This is a genomic window from Bradyrhizobium sp. AUGA SZCCT0222, assembly GCF_018130205.1.
Classification (GTDB): domain Bacteria; phylum Pseudomonadota; class Alphaproteobacteria; order Rhizobiales; family Xanthobacteraceae; genus Bradyrhizobium.
In genome coordinates, this window is record NZ_JAFCLX010000017.1 from 103,456 (window position 1) to 120,707 (window position 17,252).

General features: G+C 63.2%; 21 protein-coding genes. 13 read left to right on the forward strand and 8 right to left on the reverse strand.

All coding sequences use genetic code 11. The annotated features are described in order from the left end of the window. Positions 1-64: 64 nt before the first annotated feature. Complete coding sequence (locus tag JQ629_RS17290) at positions 65-793, reverse strand: TetR/AcrR family transcriptional regulator (RefSeq protein WP_212413683.1); 729 nt, start codon at positions 791-793, stop codon at positions 65-67. Positions 794-917: 124 nt separating this feature from the next. On the opposite strand from JQ629_RS17290, the gene JQ629_RS17295 reads away from it, so the two are divergent. The 6 genes from JQ629_RS17295 to JQ629_RS17320 all read left to right on the forward strand — a co-directional run bounded on the left by JQ629_RS17295 (position 918) and on the right by JQ629_RS17320 (position 5,781). Then, the gene (locus JQ629_RS17295) at positions 918-2,321 is read left to right on the forward strand and encodes a carotenoid oxygenase family protein (RefSeq protein WP_212413684.1); all 1,404 of its coding nucleotides are present in this window, start codon (positions 918-920) and stop codon (positions 2,319-2,321) included. A gap of 255 nt (positions 2,322-2,576) precedes the next feature. Continuing rightward, the gene (locus JQ629_RS17300; protein WP_212413685.1) at positions 2,577-2,981 is read left to right on the forward strand and encodes an MAPEG family protein; all 405 of its coding nucleotides are present in this window, start codon (positions 2,577-2,579) and stop codon (positions 2,979-2,981) included. A 152-nt stretch (positions 2,982-3,133) separates the two neighbouring features. After that, a complete protein-coding gene (locus tag JQ629_RS17305; RefSeq protein WP_212413686.1) occupies positions 3,134-3,709 on the forward strand; it encodes a DUF3159 domain-containing protein in 576 nt (191 codons plus the stop codon). A 115-nt stretch (positions 3,710-3,824) separates the two neighbouring features. Next, on the forward strand, positions 3,825-4,379 hold the full coding sequence (locus tag JQ629_RS17310; protein WP_212035030.1) for an inner membrane-spanning protein YciB: 555 nt from the start codon (positions 3,825-3,827) through the stop codon (positions 4,377-4,379). 108 nt (positions 4,380-4,487) lie between these two features. Next, positions 4,488-4,784, forward strand: coding sequence for a hypothetical protein (locus JQ629_RS17315; RefSeq protein WP_212035029.1), 297 nt, complete (start codon positions 4,488-4,490; stop codon positions 4,782-4,784). A 43-nt stretch (positions 4,785-4,827) separates the two neighbouring features. Continuing rightward, complete coding sequence (locus tag JQ629_RS17320; protein ID WP_212413687.1) at positions 4,828-5,781, forward strand: SH3 domain-containing protein; 954 nt, start codon at positions 4,828-4,830, stop codon at positions 5,779-5,781. 199 nt (positions 5,782-5,980) lie between these two features. Here JQ629_RS17320 and JQ629_RS17325 read toward each other — a convergent pair whose 3' ends face one another. Then, on the reverse strand, positions 5,981-7,648 hold the full coding sequence (locus JQ629_RS17325; RefSeq protein ID WP_212413688.1) for a fumarate hydratase: 1,668 nt from the start codon (positions 7,646-7,648) through the stop codon (positions 5,981-5,983). Between the two features lie 124 nt (positions 7,649-7,772). On the opposite strand from JQ629_RS17325, the gene JQ629_RS17330 reads away from it, so the two are divergent. From JQ629_RS17330 to JQ629_RS17355, 6 genes are all read left to right on the forward strand, one after another. Beyond that, the gene (locus JQ629_RS17330; protein WP_212413689.1) at positions 7,773-8,303 is read left to right on the forward strand and encodes a hypothetical protein; all 531 of its coding nucleotides are present in this window, start codon (positions 7,773-7,775) and stop codon (positions 8,301-8,303) included. Between the two features lie 32 nt (positions 8,304-8,335). Continuing rightward, on the forward strand, positions 8,336-8,881 hold the full coding sequence (locus JQ629_RS17335) for a hypothetical protein (protein WP_249135110.1): 546 nt from the start codon (positions 8,336-8,338) through the stop codon (positions 8,879-8,881). 72 nt (positions 8,882-8,953) lie between these two features. Further along, on the forward strand, positions 8,954-9,427 hold the full coding sequence (locus tag JQ629_RS17340; protein ID WP_212413690.1) for a hypothetical protein: 474 nt from the start codon (positions 8,954-8,956) through the stop codon (positions 9,425-9,427). Positions 9,428-9,567: 140 nt separating this feature from the next. Then, positions 9,568-9,753 carry a hypothetical protein gene (locus JQ629_RS17345; protein WP_212413691.1) on the forward strand — a complete coding sequence of 62 codons (186 nt, stop codon included), beginning with the start codon at positions 9,568-9,570 and terminating at the stop codon, positions 9,751-9,753. 89 nt (positions 9,754-9,842) lie between these two features. Beyond that, complete coding sequence (locus JQ629_RS17350) at positions 9,843-10,517, forward strand: methyltransferase family protein (RefSeq protein WP_212413692.1); 675 nt, start codon at positions 9,843-9,845, stop codon at positions 10,515-10,517. 7 nt (positions 10,518-10,524) lie between these two features. Then, positions 10,525-10,884 (forward strand): GFA family protein, encoded by a 360-nt coding sequence (locus JQ629_RS17355; protein ID WP_212413693.1) that lies wholly within the window; start codon positions 10,525-10,527, stop codon positions 10,882-10,884. Between the two features lie 116 nt (positions 10,885-11,000). Here JQ629_RS17355 and JQ629_RS17360 read toward each other — a convergent pair whose 3' ends face one another. Continuing rightward, a complete protein-coding gene (locus JQ629_RS17360; protein WP_212413694.1) occupies positions 11,001-11,708 on the reverse strand; it encodes a glutathione S-transferase in 708 nt (235 codons plus the stop codon). Between the two features lie 236 nt (positions 11,709-11,944). Here JQ629_RS17360 and JQ629_RS17365 point away from each other — a divergent pair, with 236 nt between their 5' ends. After that, positions 11,945-12,388, forward strand: coding sequence for a DUF3606 domain-containing protein (locus tag JQ629_RS17365; RefSeq protein WP_212413695.1), 444 nt, complete (start codon positions 11,945-11,947; stop codon positions 12,386-12,388). Positions 12,389-12,494: 106 nt separating this feature from the next. Here the strand turns inward: JQ629_RS17365 and JQ629_RS17370 are convergent, their stop codons facing one another. The 5 genes from JQ629_RS17370 to JQ629_RS17390 form a co-directional block, all read right to left on the reverse strand. After that, on the reverse strand, positions 12,495-12,872 hold the full coding sequence (locus JQ629_RS17370) for a hypothetical protein (RefSeq protein ID WP_212413696.1): 378 nt from the start codon (positions 12,870-12,872) through the stop codon (positions 12,495-12,497). A 203-nt stretch (positions 12,873-13,075) separates the two neighbouring features. Further along, positions 13,076-13,918 (reverse strand): amidohydrolase family protein, encoded by an 843-nt coding sequence (locus JQ629_RS17375; RefSeq protein WP_212413697.1) that lies wholly within the window; start codon positions 13,916-13,918, stop codon positions 13,076-13,078. Positions 13,919-13,997: 79 nt separating this feature from the next. Then, a complete protein-coding gene (locus JQ629_RS17380) occupies positions 13,998-14,660 on the reverse strand; it encodes a lectin (protein WP_212413725.1) in 663 nt (220 codons plus the stop codon). Between the two features lie 156 nt (positions 14,661-14,816). Next, positions 14,817-15,800, reverse strand: coding sequence for a Tim44 domain-containing protein (locus JQ629_RS17385; protein WP_212413698.1), 984 nt, complete (start codon positions 15,798-15,800; stop codon positions 14,817-14,819). 151 nt (positions 15,801-15,951) lie between these two features. Then, positions 15,952-17,091 carry a coiled-coil domain-containing protein gene (locus JQ629_RS17390; protein WP_212413699.1) on the reverse strand — a complete coding sequence of 380 codons (1,140 nt, stop codon included), beginning with the start codon at positions 17,089-17,091 and terminating at the stop codon, positions 15,952-15,954. Between the last annotated feature and the right edge of the window lie 161 nt (positions 17,092-17,252).

Sequence of the window (17,252 nt, forward strand, 5' to 3'; positions counted from 1 at the left end):
ATAGAGTGCCCCCCCGACGGAAGTCACGCGGAAGTCACGTGCCCGATACCTGCTATGCCGCCGCCTAGACCCCCGGCGGGCGGGGCACGGCCCCGCGCAGCATCGCGTCGAGCAGCTTGTCGGCGGACGTACCCTCGGGCAACCGCTCCAGAATGCCGGTGAGGCGGCCATCGAGCAGCAGCGTGGTAAAACCGTGCACCAGCGACCAGGCGCGCGCGATGGCGGCGGCCTGATCCAGCGACAACCCATCCTGTGGAATCTGCTCGTGCCGGCTGGCGCCGACACCGCGGGTCAGCCCTGCAAACGCGGCATCGGAGGCCTCATGCAGCGAGGGGCGCGAATAATCCAGCCGTGCGCTGCGGAACATCACGCCGTACATGCCGGGATGCGCCTGCGCATAGGCGACGTAGGCTTTGGCGCTCGCCAGCCCCTTCATGATCGGCAGCGTCTCGCTGCTGCCGGCGGCGTTCATGGCTTCGTTGAACATCCGAAAGCCGATCGCCGCGAGTTCGCTGACAAGGCCGGTGAGATCGCCGAAATGATGGGTCGGTGCGGCATGCGAGACGCCGGCCTCGCGCGCCACCGCGCGCAGCGTCAGCCCCGCCAGCCCGTCGCGTTCCAGCACCCGCTCGGCCGCCTGCAGCAGGGCCTCGCGCAGGTCGCCATGATGATAGGGGGTATCGCCTGACGATTTGCGCCGCCGCACGGCGGGCCGTTCGGCAGCCGCCCTCGCCGGCTTACGGGTCCGCGCGACGGTGCGGACCACTTTGCTTTCTCTCGATGTTTTGGCCATTTGAACCCCTTGCGAATCCTTATAGCCGCAATTTTTACACTGTAAAGATTTTGCTTGACGATGGCTGGCATGCCCGGTAATCCATATCTTTACGTTGTAAAGATAAAACCGGGAGGAAGCGACGATGCTCGACCAAGTGGCGACCAACGCGGCGCGGACCAATCTGGCGCCGATACCGATGGAATGCGACGCACCGTTCCTGAAGGTGAGCGGCGAATTGCCGCGCGAGCTCAACGGCACGCTCTATCGCAACGGCCCCAACCCGCAATTCGAAGCGCCCGGCGCGCACTGGTTCGTCGGCGACGGCATGCTGCACGCCTTCCATCTCGAGAACGGCCGCGCCAGCTATCGCAACCGCTGGGTCCGCACGCCAAAATGGCAGGCCGAGCATGACGCCGGCCGCGCGCTGTTCGGTGGCTTCGGCCGCAAGCTGCCGGGAGCGCCCGCCGATGTCACCAATGACGGCGGCGTCGCCAACACCAACATCATCTTCCACGGCGGCCGCCTGCTGGCGCTGGAAGAAGGCCATATGCCGACCGAGATCGAACCGGGTACCCTGGAACGTATGGGCTATTGCGACTACAAGGGCGCGATCGCAGGCCCCTTTACGGCGCATCCCAAGATCGATCCGGTCACCGGCGAGATGGTTTTCTTCGGCTACAACGCCGCGGGACCCCTGACCCCTGCCCTCTCCTTCGGTTCGGTCAACGCATCGGGCGTGGTGACGCGGTTCGATCGTTTTGAATCGCCTTATGCCAGCATGGTGCACGACTTCATCGTCACCGAAAACCACATGCTGTTTCCGATCCTGCCCATCACCGGCAGCATGGAGCGGGCGATGCGCGGCAAGCCGCCCTACGCCTGGGAGCCGGAGAAAGGCGCCTATGTCGGCGTCATGAAGCGCACCGGCTCCGCCAAGGACATCGTCTGGTTCCGCGCCGAGAGCTGCTACGTGTTCCACGTCATGAACGCGTGGGAAGAAGGCAACCGCATCATCGCCGACGTGATGCAGTTCGAGGAAGCGCCGCTGTTCACCCACCCCGACGGCTCGCCGACGGATCCTGAAAAATCGCGCGCACGCTATTGCCGCTGGACCTTCGATCTCTCAGGGAATACCGACCGCTTCACGCAAACCTATCTCGACGACCTCACCGGCGAATTCCCGCGCATCGACGATCGGCGCGCGGGCCTTGCCAGCAACCACGGCTGGTACGCCTGCGCCAATCCTGATCTGCCGATGTTCGGCGCGCTGTCCGGCATCGTGCATGTCGACGGCAAGGGCAAGCGGCTGGGCAAATATCACCTCCCCGCCGGCGACACCATTTCCGAAGCCGTGTTCGTCGAGCGCGGCGAAGACGCCGCCGAGGGCGATGGCTGGCTGCTATCAGCGGTCTGGCGCGCGAGGGAAAACCGCAGCGACCTTGCGGTGTTCAACGCCAGGGACGTCGAAGCCGGACCGGTGGCGCTGGTACATCTCGGGCATCGCGTGCCCGATGGTTTCCACGGCAATTGGGTGAGTGCGCAGTAGACGGCGGCGAACTACCATGCTCGTCATTCCCCGATGTGCAATTGCACATCTGAGGATGCGCCCGCTTGGGCGCAGGCCCGGAATCCATTCATCGACGCTACTTGCCGCCCGATGGATTCCGGGCTCTCGCTTCGCGAGCCCCGGAATGACGAGAGGTTGTACAATCGAAATTCCGGGTTCGCGCTAACGCGCGCCCTCAGATGCGCTATTGCGCATCGCGGAATGACGCTATGAGTCATTCCGGGGGAAACACACATGCACATACCCACGATCACCGGCTTCTATCTCGCCCTTCTCGCGCTGCTGTACCTCGTGCTCGGCCTGCAGGTCTCGCGCCTGCGGCGGGGACATCGCGTCGTGTTCGGCGACGGCGACAACATCAAGCTGCGCAGCGCCATTCGCGCGCATGGCAACTTTGCCGAATATGTTCCGATCATCGTGCTGCTGGTCGCGCTGCTGGAAATGTCGGGCATGCCGACCGCGCGGGTGCACCTGCTGATGGGAATGTTGCTGGTGGCGCGGCTGCTGCATCCGCTCGGCATGTATGTCGGGCCACGCACCATGCAGTTTCAGATCTGCCGGGTCGGTGGCATTCTGCTTACCCTGCTTGTGCTGCTTGCAGCCGCGCTTCTTGCGCTGGCGCGCTTCTGGCCGTTTTAGTCCATTCGTTCAACACCACATAACCAGTTGGATTATTTGATTATTTCGATCAGACTGCATTTATTTTGACACTGTAAAGATTTTGCTTGACGACTCCCGCGACCGGCCTTAGGGTATCTTTACGGTGTAAAGATAAAGCCTGAGAGGCTGCCATGACGATCTTCCTGATCCTCGCCCCCTACGGCGCCTTCGCGCTGCTGATGCTGGTAACCTCGACCGCGGTCAGCCTGTTTGCCGGCGCAGCGATCTGCCTCGCGGTGATCGGATTCGACATGGTGCGCGGCCGCTCGCTCAAGATCCTGGGTGCGGGCTCCGTCGTGGTCTTTGCCGCAGTCGGCGGCTACGTCACCGAGATTGATCCCGACCTCAGCGTCTCCGGCGTCAAGTTCGCGGTCGATGCCGGCATCTTCCTCGTCACCCTGGGCTCGCTCGTGGCCGGCAAACCCTTCACGCTGCAATATGCGCTCGAAGTGGTCGATGCCGAGACCGCGAAGCTGCCCGGCTTCATCAAAGCCAACTACCTCATCACCGCGGTGTGGACCGTCTCGATGCTGTTGATGATGGCCGGCAATGCCGCGCTGATCTACGTGCCGGGCTTGCCGCTGTGGTCGGGATTGCTGATCGCGTTTGCCGCGCGCAACAGCGCCGTGTATTTCACCAAATGGTATCCCGAATACCGCAAGGCAAAGTACGGCACCCCGCCCGCCAACGCCTTGCCCGAAGTCTAACCATCACCCGTCATTGCGAGCGCAGCGAAGCAATCCATAGCTATAACAAGAAAGATGGATTGCTTCGTCGCTTCGCTTCTCGCAATGACGTCACCCATCAAGGAGGATCGCGACGATGAAGGACGTATTCGCCAGACTGGGCGCCGACTTTTTCTCCACCATCGTGTTCATCGCGATCTATCTCGCGACGGACAACGTGTTGCTGGCGACCGGCGTCGCGATCGCAGGCGCCATCGGCCAGGTGATCTACTCCCGCATCAAGGGCAAGGAGCTCGGCTACATGACCTGGGCCAGCCTCGGGCTCGTGATCGTGCTCGGCGGCGCCACGCTCTTGACCCACGACCCGCGCTTCGTGCTGGCGAAACCCGCGATCGGGCATTTTGCGATCGGCCTCATCATGCTCAAGCGCGGCTGGATGCTGCGCTACATGCCGCCGATCGTTACCCAGACCATTCCGGAATATGTCACTGCCGCAGGCTACGTCTGGGCCGGGCTGTGCTTCGTGCTCGCTGCCGGCACCATCGGCGTCGCCATGACCGGCGACATGAAGCTATGGACGTTCTATGTGACCGTCGTCCTGATCGGTGCCAAGATTGCTCTGTTCGCTGTGCAATATGTCGCGTTCCGCGTCCTGGTCGGCAGCCGCCTGCGCGCGGCCGCCCGCGCCTGAACTACCGTAAAACAACAGGGTTGGGCTTGCGCGACAAGATAGGCTATACCGCCGCCGGGAGAACTCAGAACCATTCCGGTTGCTGGGAAATGTATTGGGGAGACCAAGATGGCCGTGGACGGAAACTGGAATATCGTCATGACCACGCCGATGGGCGAGCGCAAGGCGACGCTGACCTTGTTGGCCTCTGGCGGTACGCTGACCGGCACGCAGGGCGCCGATGGGAATTCCGCCGAAATCTTCGACGGCGCCATCAGCGGCGACGCCGTCAACTGGAAGGTCTCGATCACCAACCCGATGCCGTTGACCCTCGAGTTTATTGGAAAGGTGTCCGGCGACAGCATGTCCGGCGAAATGGGCATCGGCCCGATGGGCAGCTTCCCGTTCACGGGCACCCGGGCCTGATCGCGAAATGAGGGAGTGCGTTGGCTCCTTCACCATTCGATCCATGCAAAAGACCGCACTGCTTTCAATCGCCGTCGTCGCCTTCCTGGTGACGGCGGCGATCGCACAATCCGCGCCCGAGCCAGCATGGCGCGCCAGCGCGCTCGCGCTGGTGCCGGCGGGCTTTGTCGCCGGCGAAGCCTACCGCACCGCTGATATGACCGGATACGTCGCGGTCTATCCGGCCAACGCAAACGACCCCAAATCTCCAGCCAGCGTGTTCGCACCGCGCGAGGTGCTAGTCGTGAAGCTCGACGAGGCCAAGGCGCGCGCGCTGTCGGCGGAATTGAAGCCGCGCAGCGACGCCACGCGCGGCAACCGCGACACCACGATGACCGATCCCGACGGCCAGGAAAGCGAGTTCGCAAAATCGCACGCCGAACTCGCGGCCAAACGCGCGGCGCTGCCTGATGGTACCGAGCCCTGCAATCTCGGCGCCTGGTCGGAAGATCGCGATCCCAAGGGCCTCAACGTCCGCGCCGAGCCTTCGGTGAAATCGCGCGTGCTCGGCACCCTGCCGCCGCCCTATCGCCTGAAGATTGCTGGCAGCGAGAACACACCCGAAGACGGCTGGCTGACCGAATTCCGCATCATCGGCTTCAAGGACGGCTGGTTCCTGATCGAAGGCGCGACGCCGCCCGGCAAGAAATATGAGGACGAAAAGAAATATCCGCGCAACGCGCCAAAACCCTATTCGGGGCGCGGCTGGGTCGCCGCGAACAAGGTCGGCGCAAACTACGCCAATGGCGGCACGCGGATGGGCGGATTATTCCAGGCGCCGTTCGCCGATGCGAAGTGGACGCCGGCGCAGCGCAAGCTCGGCGGCCCCCTCGACACCGACGGCGGCCCGAAGCGCCTGCTCGCCTGCAGCGGCTATTGGGGCCTCGTCGAAAGCCAGGACGGCGTGCGCGGCTGGTGGCGCAGCCTGTGCTCCAGCCAGGTCACCAATTGCAGTTGAGGGGGTGCGAGCGAACTAACCGCGATGGATGGCAACACCCACCGCTGTCGTCCCGGCCTTGAGCCGGGACCCATACGCCGCAGCCACCGTTGTTTTGCGCGATGGTAGACGGCTTTCTTTCAACAATGGCCGACCGGGGTTATGGGTCCCGGATCGCGCTTCGCTTGTCCGGGACGACAACTTGTGGGGACGAACTCCCTCACCCCAAATTCAATTCCTTGAAGAAATCATTGCCCTTGTCGTCGATGATGATGAAGGCCGGAAAATCCACCACCTCGATGCGCCAGATCGCTTCCATGCCGAGTTCGGGATATTCCACCACCTCGACCTTCTTGATGCAGTGCTCGGCGAGGTTGGCCGCGGCGCCGCCGATCGAGCCGAGATAGAAACCGCCGTGCTTCTTGCAGGCCTCGCGCACCGCGACCGCGCGGTTGCCCTTGGCGACCATCACCATCGATCCACCCGCGGCCTGGAACTGGTCGACGAAGGAATCCATGCGTCCCGCGGTGGTCGGACCGAACGCGCCGGAGGCGTAGCCGTCGGGCGTCTTGGCGGGGCCGGCGTAATAGACCGGATGGTTCTTGAAATAATCCGGCAGCGGCTCGCCCTTCTCCAGCCGCTCGCGCAATTTGGCGTGGGCGGAATCGCGCGCGACGATCATCGTGCCGGTCATCGAGACCCGCGTCTTGATCGGATGCTTTGAAAGCGTCGCCAGAATATCCTTCATCGGCTGGTTGAGATCGATTTTTACCACCTCGCCGCCGAGCGCTTGCTCGACTGCCGGCAAATACTGCGCGGGGTTGTGCTCAAGCTCTTCGAGATAGACGCCGTCTTTCGTAATCTTGCCCAGCACCTGGCGGTCGGCCGAACAGGACACGCCGAGCCCGATGGGCAGCGACGCGCCGTGACGCGGCATCCGGATCACGCGCACGTCGTGGCAGAAATACTTGCCGCCGAACTGCGCGCCGACGCCGAGCGACTGCGTCATTTTCAAAATTTCCTGCTCCATCTCCAGATCGCGGAAGGCGTTGCCATCGGCCGATCCATGGGTGGGCAGCGCATCGAGATAGCGCGCGGACGCCAGCTTCACCGTCTTCATGCAGAGTTCGGCCGAGGTGCCGCCGATCACGATCGCCAGATGATAGGGCGGGCACGCGGCGGTGCCGAGGGTCAGCACCTTCTCCTTCAGGAACGCCAGCAGGCGGTCCTTGGTCAGCACCGACGGCGTCGCCTGGAACAGAAAACTCTTGTTGGCCGAGCCGCCGCCCTTGGCCATGAACATGAACTTGTAGGCCAAGTCTACTTCTGAAGAGCCGCCCTCGGCGTAGATCTCGCACTGTGCCGGCATGTTGTTGGCGGTATTCTTTTCCTCATACATCGAGATCGGCGCCACCTGCGAATAGCGCAGGTTACGGCGCAGGTAGGCGTCGCGCGCGCCTTCCGAGAGCGCGGCCTCGTCGTCGCCGTCGGTGATCACGCGGGCGCCCTTCTTGCCCATGATGATCGCGGTGCCGGTGTCCTGGCACATCGGCAGCACGCCGCCGGCGGCGATGTTGGCGTTCTTGAGGAAATCGAAGGCGACGAACTTGTCGTTGTCGCTGGCTTCCTTGTCCTCGAGGATGTTGGCCAGCTGCTTCAGATGGCCGGGGCGCAGATAGTGATTGATGTCGCCGAAGGCGGCCTCGGAGAGCGCCCGCAGCGCCTCACGCGACACCACCAGCATGTCCTTGCCCAGCACCTTCTCGACCCGCACGCCATCCGTCGTGATCTTCTTGTAGGGCGTGGTGTCCGCGCCCAGCGGAAACAGCGGCGTGTGCTTGTAGGGCGGAACGGGCTTTTGGTCGGGAAAGGCGGTCGGGGCGTTCATGGGCTGGCTCGCAAGGTTTTTGGGGGCGGAAGCGTCCACGGGACACCCCGGCATTTGAACCGTTCTAAGCACTTTTGACACAAAAGGAAGGTTCCCGAATGGCCATCAGCAAGCGAAATCGAGAATGACTACTGTTCCCATCGCAGTGTCGACCGATACCAAGCCCGCCCCTCCCCCGGTCCCGCCCGCCGCGGGCCTGTCCGGCCTGCGCATCGCCCTGATCATCATCGCGGTGCTCGAACTCCTCGACGGCCTGTCGATGGCATGGACGGTCTTCGGTGATCCGAACTACACGGTGCGAGGAATCAGTGCCGCCGCCAGCGCAATCCACCCGTTGCTGGGGCTGACGGCATTGCTGTTCGCCGCCAACGAGCGCGTGCGGCCTGCGATTGTCGCGCTCGGCGTGGTGATCATCGTGACCTGGTTGAAATACATACCGACCGTGGTGTCATCGGGAATGGATCTCACTGGCATCGGCGCGATCTGGTCGCCCGCGCAGATCATCGCGTTTCCGCTATTGGCGGTCGGCGCGATCGGCTTTGCCGTGTGCAACCGGCGGCTGGGACTCGCCACTGCGCTGGTCAGCTTTCCCACTTTGTTCAACGTCGCCGCCTTTATTGCGTTTGCCGTCGGCATCGCCATTCGCGGGACCTGACGCGCCACTCCAGCCAAGGCGATGAGGACACGATGAACACCGCCGAGATGCGCGCGCCTGCCCCGGCGGCCGGGATCGCCCCTGCCACGTCAGCGCCGCGCCGGATCGGCCTGCGCATCGCGCTGTGCGCCGTCTCGCTGCTGGAGCTCTTCAACGGCATGTCGAGCGCGCCGGCGTTGCTGGACGATATGTCGCAAATCCCGGGTCCCGGCATCGGCGGGGCCATCGTCAAGCTGCATCTTGCCGTCCATCCGGTGCTGGCGCTGTCGGCGCTGCTGTTCGCGGCCATCGGTTACGTACGCCACGCGGTCATGGCGCTCGGCGCGGTCATGCTCATGACCTGGCTGAGCTACATGCCCTCGGTGATCAGGCACGGGCTCGCTTTCAAAGGCCCTTACGCGGCGCTGGAAACATCGGTGCAAATCATCCTGTTCCCGCTAATGGCCGCCTTTGCCATCGCCTGTTCCGCGCGCGACGAGCGGCTCGGGGCCGCCACGGCGCTGGTCAGCACGCCGACCCTACTCAACCTGTTCACCACGACGGCGTTCTTTATCGCAATGACTACCCGCGGCTTCTGATTGACATTCGAACAGGCCTCTTGCAGGAAGCTGCCGCGCAAGCTTCAATGGGGCCCAGAGGGGCATTTGCAAATGACATCACGACGACAGTTTCGCCGATCGGTCCTGGTCGCAGGCGCGCTGGCGCTGGCCGCCTTCTCAACCTCGCCGGCCCGCGCCGACCGCTGCGACGACGTCGCCAAGCAGCTCGCTACCCAGATCGACGGGGTCAAGGTCAACTTCAAGGCGCGCAACATCGTCTATCTGACGCATCCCGCCACCAAAGAATTTTCGATCGGCTGCCGCGGCCAGAACTACTCGCTCGAGCTCTTTGCCAAGACCGACCGGAAATTCAAACCGGAATTCCTTGCACTGGTCGCCAACGCCGGCGCGCTCGTCTTCACCATTCCGAAGCCCGACGTCGTGACCGGCTCGACGCGCTGCATGAAGCGGATGGGCATCCTGCGCGGCGACAAGGTTTCGATGCGCTTCCGCCGGCTCAACATGGAATGCACGCGGACCAAAACCGAGGCCTCGATTGCGGTCACCCGCGGCAAGGACGAGTAGCGGCACCCCTTCCGCAATCCGCTGCATTCTAATGAATTTTCGGGCGCCCCGTTCACCATCGGGCGGGATCGCCGGCCGGGATTCACACATCGTTCGCTTCAATGCCTCCAGTGTCGGAGGCAACGAAAAGGATGATGCCGATGGATATCTCTGCTGTGACCGCGCCGGTGCAGATCAAGCCGCCTGAAGCCAGCGTGCCCAAGCCAGAAGTAAAGCCCGCCGACGTACAAAACGGCGCCGCCGCCGACGGCACGCGCCTGCCGAAACCGACGGTACTTGCCGCCCTGCCGCCCGGACAGGGCACGCGGATCGACCAGTTCGCATAGAGGCTGCTCGTCCTGGCCTTGTCGGGCCAAACGCCGCAAGTTTGCCGAAAAATCACGCGATCATGATGCCCCAGGCAATGGGGATACGCATGATCGCGAAGCTGTTGCTGCAGAACACTTTCTTCGTCGTCGGGATGGGTGCGCTGCTGTTTGCCTCCGCCGGCACGCTGCATTGGCCCGGCGCGTGGGCGTGCCTTGCGACCTCCGCGGTGCTCGGCCCGGCCTGCGGCCTGTGGCTTGCGAAAACCGATCCCGCGCTGCTCGCCGAGCGGATGCGGCTGACGGCACGCGAGGAACAGCCGGCCGCCGACAAGAAGTTCATGCTGGTGTTCGCCGCTACGGGGTTGATCTGGTTCGTCGCGATGGGACTGGACCGGCGCATGCAGGCCTCCCACGTCCCCCTGGCCCTGCAGGTGCTGGGCCTTGCCATGTACCTGCTCTCGACAGCCTTCATCATGTGGGTGTTTCGCGAAAACACGTTCGCGGCCCCCGTGATCAAGGTACAGGCTGCGCGCGACCATCATGTGATCTCGACGGGTCCGTACGCCTTTGTCCGTCATCCCATGTACAGCGGCATCATGCTGTTTTTCGTCGGCGTGCCGCTGCTGTTGGGATCCTGGTGGGGCGTGGCGCTGGCGCCGCTGTTCGCCATCCTGTTCGCGGTACGCGCCCGTATTGAGGAGCGCGCGCTGATCGCGGGGCTGCCGGGCTATGCTGACTATGCCGCGCGCGTGCGCTATCGTCTGGTTCCGGGAATCTGGTGAGGGACACATGCCTGAAAGCAAGACCTACACGGGCGGCTGCCATTGCGGCCAAGTTCGGTTCGAATGCACCACCGACCTCGCAATGGTGACCGCCTGCAATTGTTCGATCTGCACCAAGAAGGGCCTGCATATCACGTTCCTGGCGCCGAAGAGCTTTCAGCTCCGCGCCGGCGAGGACAATCTACGCGAATATCTCTTCAACAAGCACGCGATCCGCCACCAGCTCTGCATCGATTGCGGCGTCGACGTCTTTGCGCGCGGCACCAGGCCTGATGGCAGCGACGTGGTGGCGCTCAATGTGAGCTGCATCGACGGCATCGAGCTATCGAAGCTGACGATGACGCCGATCGATGGGAGGAGCATGTGACGGTCACCGTCATTCCGGGGCGATGCGCGAGCATCGAACCCGGAATCTCAAGATTCCCCGATGTGCAATTGCACATCTGAGGTCTGGTGCTAACGCACCATCCCGGAATGACAGCGTCACCCATCCAGCGCCTTGTAGCGCCGGAAGATCCCGTCCTCGTTGAACGCAATCCGCCGCTCGCTGGCGAGATAGGCCTTGATGTTCGGCCGCGCGGCGACGCGGTCATGCAGTTCGACCAGGGCGGGAATGTTCTTTTCAAACGCTTTCATGCGCCTGGGAAAGGCGTAGCGCAGCCCCTCCACGATCTGGAACAGCGACAGGTCGACATAGGTCAGGCGCCGGCCGGTGACGTAGCCGCCGCCATTGGCTACCAGCAACTCCTCGAAATAATCCAGATATTTCGGCACGCGTGATTTCCAGAATTCTTCCGTGCGCTTTTTGGCGGGCGCCTTCTGCTCCTCGTAATAGAGCGACTGGCCGAGCGGATGATGGGTGTCGTGAACTTCCAGCACGAAATCCGTAATGGTGAGCTGCAGCTGGTGCACCCACAGCCTTGCCGCTTCCGCCTTCGGCGCCAGCCCATGGCGCGCGCCGAGATAGAGCAGGATGTTGGCGGTCTGGCCAATCACGAGGTTTCCCGCTTTCAGGAACGGCGGCGCAAAGGGCGGCGTGCCCTTTGCGGTCTCCATCATCTTCATCATCGCGCTGGTGCCGTTGCCGCTTCGCGCCACGTCGGTATAGGCCGCGCCGGCTTCTTCCAGCGCAAGCCGGACGTATTCGCCGCGGCCCTGAATATGCGGCCAGTAATACAGTTGATAGCGCATCGACGGCATCTCCAAGGACCCTGTATCAAGGACCCTGCACCAAGAGCCCTGCTCGCAGCCATAACACATCAGTCCGTATTTCGTGCGTCACAATGCCGGCCGGCCCTGACGCCCATCGTCACGCAATTGCGTTTCGCACGGCCTGAATTCTCCACAGGCGCGAATCTGTCCGAAGGTGGGAGGCCGTGTTAGGTTCCGACTGGGTGCCGAATTCCTCAACACGACAGGAGCATGGGATGGCGGATGACAAGAAGAAGCGCGGCGGTGCCGATGCCGCGCTGATCGCAATGAGCGAAGCTTACGAAGTCGCCTACTGGTCGAAGAAACTGAAGATCACACCGGCCCAGCTGAAAGCCGCCGTCAAGAAGGTCGGCCACTCCGCCAGGAAAGTGGAAGCCTATATCGGGGAGCAGAAGCACAAGGCCGCCGACCGCGCCCTGATCGCCATCGGCCAGCCCCACGAAGTCCGCTACTGGTCGAAGAAGTTCAAGGTCACCCCGGCGAAGCTGAAGGCTGCCGTCGCCGCCGTCGGGCATTCGTCGAAAAACGTCGGCGCTTATCTGGCCAGGAAGAAAACGACCAAGAAGAAAGCCGCCAAGAAGACCGCCAAAGCGCCTGCCAAAAAGAAGGCTGCAAAAAAGAAGACCGCCAGCAATGCGTCAAAGAAAAAGGCCGCCTGAAAGGCGGCCTCAAAGCCGGGCATGGCTTCTTCGAGCAACAGCGCCGCGATCGTGGGCCCGCGCCGGACAGGGCGACGGCTTCAGGCGATGGCGGCTTGCGTGAGGCTCAATAACCGCAGGTGGCGCAGCGCGGCGCGACCGGCGCATAATAGGCACGGGCCGGCGCAACCATTTCAACGCGCTGCTGGACGGCGTATCGCGGGGCTGTCCGTTCATAGTGGACGCGGCCGGGCGAGACCATCACTGTCTTCGGCACCATCACAGTGCGATAGCGCGCCGGGGTGCGATAGGCGGTGACGCGTCCGGGCGAAACCATCACGGTTTCCTGCACGGTGCGGTACTCCGCCGGGACCACCTGCTGCACGTATTGCGGACCGCAGCAGGGCTGCGGCTGGTAGCACGAATAGCAGCCGGCGGAAGCGGCGGTCGGGATGACGGCGACGGCGAGCGCGGTGGCGAAGGCGGCGGCAATAACGCGAGACATGATTATACCTGCTGGCTTGAAGAAAATTCGTGAAGTTGCACGCAACTTCGTCCGTTTGAATGATCTAGCCGAGCAACACCATGCGTCAACTTGAAAAGAATATTTACCTTGACGAACATCGCTAACGACTCGTGAACAGCGATCTCGCCTTCCGAGGCGGGCGTGGAAGTTTCACGACCGGTAGGGACGCGTCGCGATGGTTCTCACCACGCCCTACCCCGCACGCTCGCATAGTCCCAGCCGATCCAGTCGCAGAGCGCGCGGCCCATCACGTCTTCCAGATCGGCGCCCTTCAGCCACGGCAGCTCCTCGGTGAAGAACGTGACGCATTGCCGGTAGCTGCAGGGCATCCGCGTGATGTCGGTGCCCCAGAACATCCGCTTCGGCCCAAAGGCATCGAAGATGCGGTGCAGCCCGTCATGGATGTTGCAGAACGGATAGGGCTCGGTTGAATAATGCGGCGCACCGGTCGCCTTGACCGCGACGTTCGGCAATTGCGCCAGTGCCAGCAGTTCATCGAGATGGACGAACGCCTCGGCATCCCGCCCGTGCCGGTTCAGGCCGCAATGATCCAGGATCATCTTCAGTCCGGGATGGCGTTCGGCGATCTCGCGAAATTTCGGCAGGAACAGTCCGCCCATCATCGCCAGCGGCAGCCCCTCCTGCTCGGCCGCGGGCCACAGCCAGTCGAGCGAGCCGTCGTAGAGCCATTTCTGTTGCTCTTCCAGCAGCAGCGGCCAGCGCAGCCCCATCATGCCGGGCTGCTTGCGCCAGCCATGGATCAGCTTGCGGTCGTCAGGATTCTCGAGCGCAAAATTGCCCATGATGGCAAAGCGGTCCGGATAATTCCGGACCGCCTCGATCGCCAGCGCATTGGAATCGGGATCCCAGCCGCGTGGCGGGTGGATCAGCGCGGCATCCACCCCTGCCTCGTCCATCTCGGCCAAGACTTCCTCGGCCGTGAACTTCGCGACCTTGCGATGCAGGCCCGACGTCGGCGTCACGGTTTGCGACCAGATGTGAACCTGCGCGTCGATGATCTTCATCGGCTCATTTCCGTCATTCCGGAATGGTGCATCAGCACCCTATCCCAGGTGCGCAATTGCGCACCGGGGAATGACTTCGTCAGTTCGCCGCGAAGCAATACATCAGGCCGTCGCCGCCGGTGCTCTTCAGATCGTTCTGCGAACAGCCGCCGTCCGGTCCGCGCGACGGATGCGACGAATTCCAGGACTTCGAGGCGTCGTCGTCTCGCAGGCCGACACGGTCGATATGCCCGACCATCGCCGCCCCCTGCGTGCTGCTCGTCCAGTTCTTGCAGCTGCGGTCCTCGCCGGCTGCAAAGGCCGTTCCGTCCGGCTGCGAGCCCGTCAGCACGTCGTGGCGGTTCGGCGTATCGCCGCGGCCATTGATGACATCGCCCTTCTCGCTGAGCGCGGTCTGTTTGGTGAGACCGTTGCTGCCGTGCAGTTCGGCGACGTCCTTGGCGACCACCGCACCCTTGGAATTCTTCCATGGTCCGTTGCCGATGCGGTCGCGCGCATTGACGGCGGGCTTGCCGTCGGCGGCCTGGGTCGAGAGATAGGCGCGCCAGGTTTTACCGCCCGCGCCAGCCGCCTGCGCCAGCGTCTGGCATTGATTATCGGCCCCGGCGAGGCCGCCGAGATTGCCGCCATTGCCGATGCCGTTGCTGGTCACGAAGAAGCTGGTGTCGGCCGATTGCGCCTGTGCCGGCACTGCGGCGAGAAGCGAGATCGCCGCGAGGACGAAAGCGGCCGGTGAGATCATCCTGGAAACGAGGTTCATCGAAGCCTCCCTTTTTTCTTGTTGGTACGTCGTCAAAAACACGCCGCGGCGATCATTATTCCGGAGCCATAGCGGCAAAGCAAAAGGCGCCGCGGAATTAACCGCGGCGCCTTGTATGTTTTAACGTTCAGCAGAAGATCAGTTGGTCTGCTGGATCGCCGAGAGTTCCCATTGTCCGCCGGATTGCCGGGCAAAGGTCCAGACTTCCGTCGCCTCGATCGGGGTCTCGCTGCCCGAGACCAGACGGTTGGTGCCGCGCTCCAGGGTCTTGTCGACCAGCGAGAAGCGCATCGCGACGCTCGCATAATCGGTTTGGCCTTCGCGCCAGGCTTCTGCGAGGTCGCCCTGCAGCAGCTTCACGTCGGACACCTTGTTCAGGTCGTTGTTGGCCTTGTTCTGCTCGAGGTCCTTGGTGAAGTACGACACCATCTCGGGCGTTGCGAGCGTATGCAGTTTCGCGACGTCCTCGTTCGACCATGCGGCCTGGACTTCGCCAAGCAGCCGTTCGAACGCCTCGTAGTCGGAAGGCCCGATCTCAAGCGGAGCGGGGGTGCTCGATCCCAGACCAAAGCCCATTCCGGAGCCGAAGCCGGTCTGCGGCGGGGCTGAACCCGCGGCAGGTCCGGCAGCCGAATTGGCATAGGCGGCCGCCGGGGTATGGCGGCGCTGCCACCACGACATTGCCAGCTTGACCACGATCAGGATCAGGCCGACCTGCAGGATCAGGCCGATGATCGACGCAATCCCGCCGAGGCCGCCGAGCAGCCCGCCACCGGACAGCATGCCGAACAAGCCGGCGCCGAGGAAGCCTGCGGCGAGACCGCCCATCATCATGCCCATACCGGGCCGGCTGAAGAAGCCACCCTTGGCTGCCCCTGCGGCGGCTCCAGCGGCTGCCGGTGCGCCCGGCTGGCTGAAGGTGCGGTTCATGGGCTGCGCCGCGTTGGGCGCCGTGGTGGTGCTGGGCGGAGCCGAATAGGTCTTCGATCCCCGCGAACCGGAGCTGCTGCCGCCGCCTACCCGGGCGTCAGCCGACGAGATCGCCATCGCGAGGGGTACCGCCAGCGACAGGACGATGGCGAAGGCCCGAACAATTCCGCGCGTGCGTTGCGTGAAATTCATATCTGTTTCCTCAATTCCCCGGCATGGGGAAGCAGCCCCTAAGATGGGCAGAGCTGCTTAAAAGTGAAGCCGTAAACGGGAACAAGCGCTGCGGCCCTCAGTCGCGGGGATGTGACGATTAGGCCGGTTGTACGATTGAACCCGTTGGAACTCAGAAGTTTTCCGCGCTGACCTGACGAGTCGGATGGGGATCGGCGGCGACGGGTCGCAGGACAGGTGCAAGGACCGGCCCGAGGATGCTTAACGCCACCTCACCGACCGGCGATGGATGCGATATTTCCTCGGCCACGAGGGCCTGATCCATGGTGTGGGCCCCGAGCTCGCACATCGCCTGGGTCGCGACATCGCCGCGGCGTACACATTCCTTGGCCAGAAATTCGAACTGCGCCCGCGCCTGGCGCAGGGTCTCTTTCGGCACGACCGCGCTGTTTTCTCCGGGCGCTGAATCCCGGTCCGGCGGTTGAACCACAGACGAGCCGCCTTGGGCTTCCGCGCGCGGCTCGGTGGCTGCAACGCCGAGCTGGCTGATCCGGTCAAAGGCCGACCGAAGCTCCTCCCGCTTGGCCTCGAGCGCCTCGATCCTCTGCTGCAGCTCCTCGTGTTCGTTCGCGGTCGCAACGCGGATCGTCGCAAGTTCGTCCTCGCGTGCTCGCAGTCTGGATTGCCAATCGTCACGCTCACGATCAAATGCAAGCCTGAACTCGGCCATGACGGCCTCGCTCTGCGACAGCTTTGCCGAAAGCTCGTCGCGCTCGCGCAGAAACTCGCTGCGCTGCTGCTCGATTTGCTTGATGCTCGCTTCCAGGCTTGCCTTCAGCGCGACACGCTCCTGATCGAAGCCTGTACCAAGCTCGGCCAGGGCGGATTCATGCGCCTGCGATTTCGTCGCGGCCTCCTCCTGTGCACCCTTCAAGGTTTCCTGCGCTCGTTTCAACGTGTCGCCGAGTTCGAGCAGCTCCGCCTCCCGCCCCTGCAACGTCGTCTTGAGCGTATCGCGCTCGGTGATGATGAAACTGGAAAGCTTTACGTGCCGCTCGATGTCATGCCGAAGGCTTTCGCATTCGGTTTCCAGCTCGTCATTCTGGTGGGACACGGTTTCGTACTTGTAGCGCCACAGTTGCTCCTCATCGAAGGCGCCGGAAACGCGCGCCATCAGGCCGTCGATCAGGTCGGCTGCGCGTATCAGATTTTCGGCGTTTTGCCCGTTGGACATCATGTCGGCGAAACGGCGCAGAAAATACGCTGTTTCCGCGGCGTCAGCCGCCTCGGGAACCGTGGCAGGATCGGTCATGCAACTTGCCTTCGTGAGCAGCGTCGGTGCCGTAAGCGGACACCTTAACCCCGTTCAGAACGGCAAATGTATGGTGGCGTGGGTTTTCCGGCCCAAACGGTGGGAACAAGGGCCGCTCTCGCCTCGCAACAAATCCTGAAATCCGGACCGAAGACCGAAAG

Excerpts from the sequence above, each read along its gene's own strand:
- JQ629_RS17290 (WP_212413683.1), bottom strand. The coding sequence starts at position 793 with ATGGCCAAAACATCGAGAGAAAGCAAAGTGGTCCGCACCGTCGCGCGG.
- JQ629_RS17295 (WP_212413684.1), top strand. The coding sequence starts at position 918 with ATGCTCGACCAAGTGGCGACCAACGCGGCGCGGACCAATCTGGCGCCG.
- JQ629_RS17300 (WP_212413685.1), top strand. The coding sequence starts at position 2,577 with ATGCACATACCCACGATCACCGGCTTCTATCTCGCCCTTCTCGCGCTG.
- JQ629_RS17305 (WP_212413686.1), top strand. The coding sequence starts at position 3,134 with ATGACGATCTTCCTGATCCTCGCCCCCTACGGCGCCTTCGCGCTGCTG.
- JQ629_RS17310 (WP_212035030.1), top strand. The coding sequence starts at position 3,825 with ATGAAGGACGTATTCGCCAGACTGGGCGCCGACTTTTTCTCCACCATC.
- JQ629_RS17315 (WP_212035029.1), top strand. The coding sequence starts at position 4,488 with ATGGCCGTGGACGGAAACTGGAATATCGTCATGACCACGCCGATGGGC.
- JQ629_RS17320 (WP_212413687.1), top strand. The coding sequence starts at position 4,828 with ATGCAAAAGACCGCACTGCTTTCAATCGCCGTCGTCGCCTTCCTGGTG.
- JQ629_RS17325 (WP_212413688.1), bottom strand. The coding sequence starts at position 7,648 with ATGAACGCCCCGACCGCCTTTCCCGACCAAAAGCCCGTTCCGCCCTAC.
- JQ629_RS17330 (WP_212413689.1), top strand. The coding sequence starts at position 7,773 with ATGACTACTGTTCCCATCGCAGTGTCGACCGATACCAAGCCCGCCCCT.
- JQ629_RS17335 (WP_249135110.1), top strand. The coding sequence starts at position 8,336 with ATGAACACCGCCGAGATGCGCGCGCCTGCCCCGGCGGCCGGGATCGCC.
- JQ629_RS17340 (WP_212413690.1), top strand. The coding sequence starts at position 8,954 with ATGACATCACGACGACAGTTTCGCCGATCGGTCCTGGTCGCAGGCGCG.
- JQ629_RS17345 (WP_212413691.1), top strand. The coding sequence starts at position 9,568 with ATGGATATCTCTGCTGTGACCGCGCCGGTGCAGATCAAGCCGCCTGAA.
- JQ629_RS17350 (WP_212413692.1), top strand. The coding sequence starts at position 9,843 with ATGATCGCGAAGCTGTTGCTGCAGAACACTTTCTTCGTCGTCGGGATG.
- JQ629_RS17355 (WP_212413693.1), top strand. The coding sequence starts at position 10,525 with ATGCCTGAAAGCAAGACCTACACGGGCGGCTGCCATTGCGGCCAAGTT.
- JQ629_RS17360 (WP_212413694.1), bottom strand. The coding sequence starts at position 11,708 with ATGCGCTATCAACTGTATTACTGGCCGCATATTCAGGGCCGCGGCGAA.
- JQ629_RS17365 (WP_212413695.1), top strand. The coding sequence starts at position 11,945 with ATGGCGGATGACAAGAAGAAGCGCGGCGGTGCCGATGCCGCGCTGATC.
- JQ629_RS17370 (WP_212413696.1), bottom strand. The coding sequence starts at position 12,872 with ATGTCTCGCGTTATTGCCGCCGCCTTCGCCACCGCGCTCGCCGTCGCC.
- JQ629_RS17375 (WP_212413697.1), bottom strand. The coding sequence starts at position 13,918 with ATGAAGATCATCGACGCGCAGGTTCACATCTGGTCGCAAACCGTGACG.
- JQ629_RS17380 (WP_212413725.1), bottom strand. The coding sequence starts at position 14,660 with ATGATCTCACCGGCCGCTTTCGTCCTCGCGGCGATCTCGCTTCTCGCC.
- JQ629_RS17385 (WP_212413698.1), bottom strand. The coding sequence starts at position 15,800 with ATGAATTTCACGCAACGCACGCGCGGAATTGTTCGGGCCTTCGCCATC.
- JQ629_RS17390 (WP_212413699.1), bottom strand. The coding sequence starts at position 17,091 with ATGACCGATCCTGCCACGGTTCCCGAGGCGGCTGACGCCGCGGAAACA.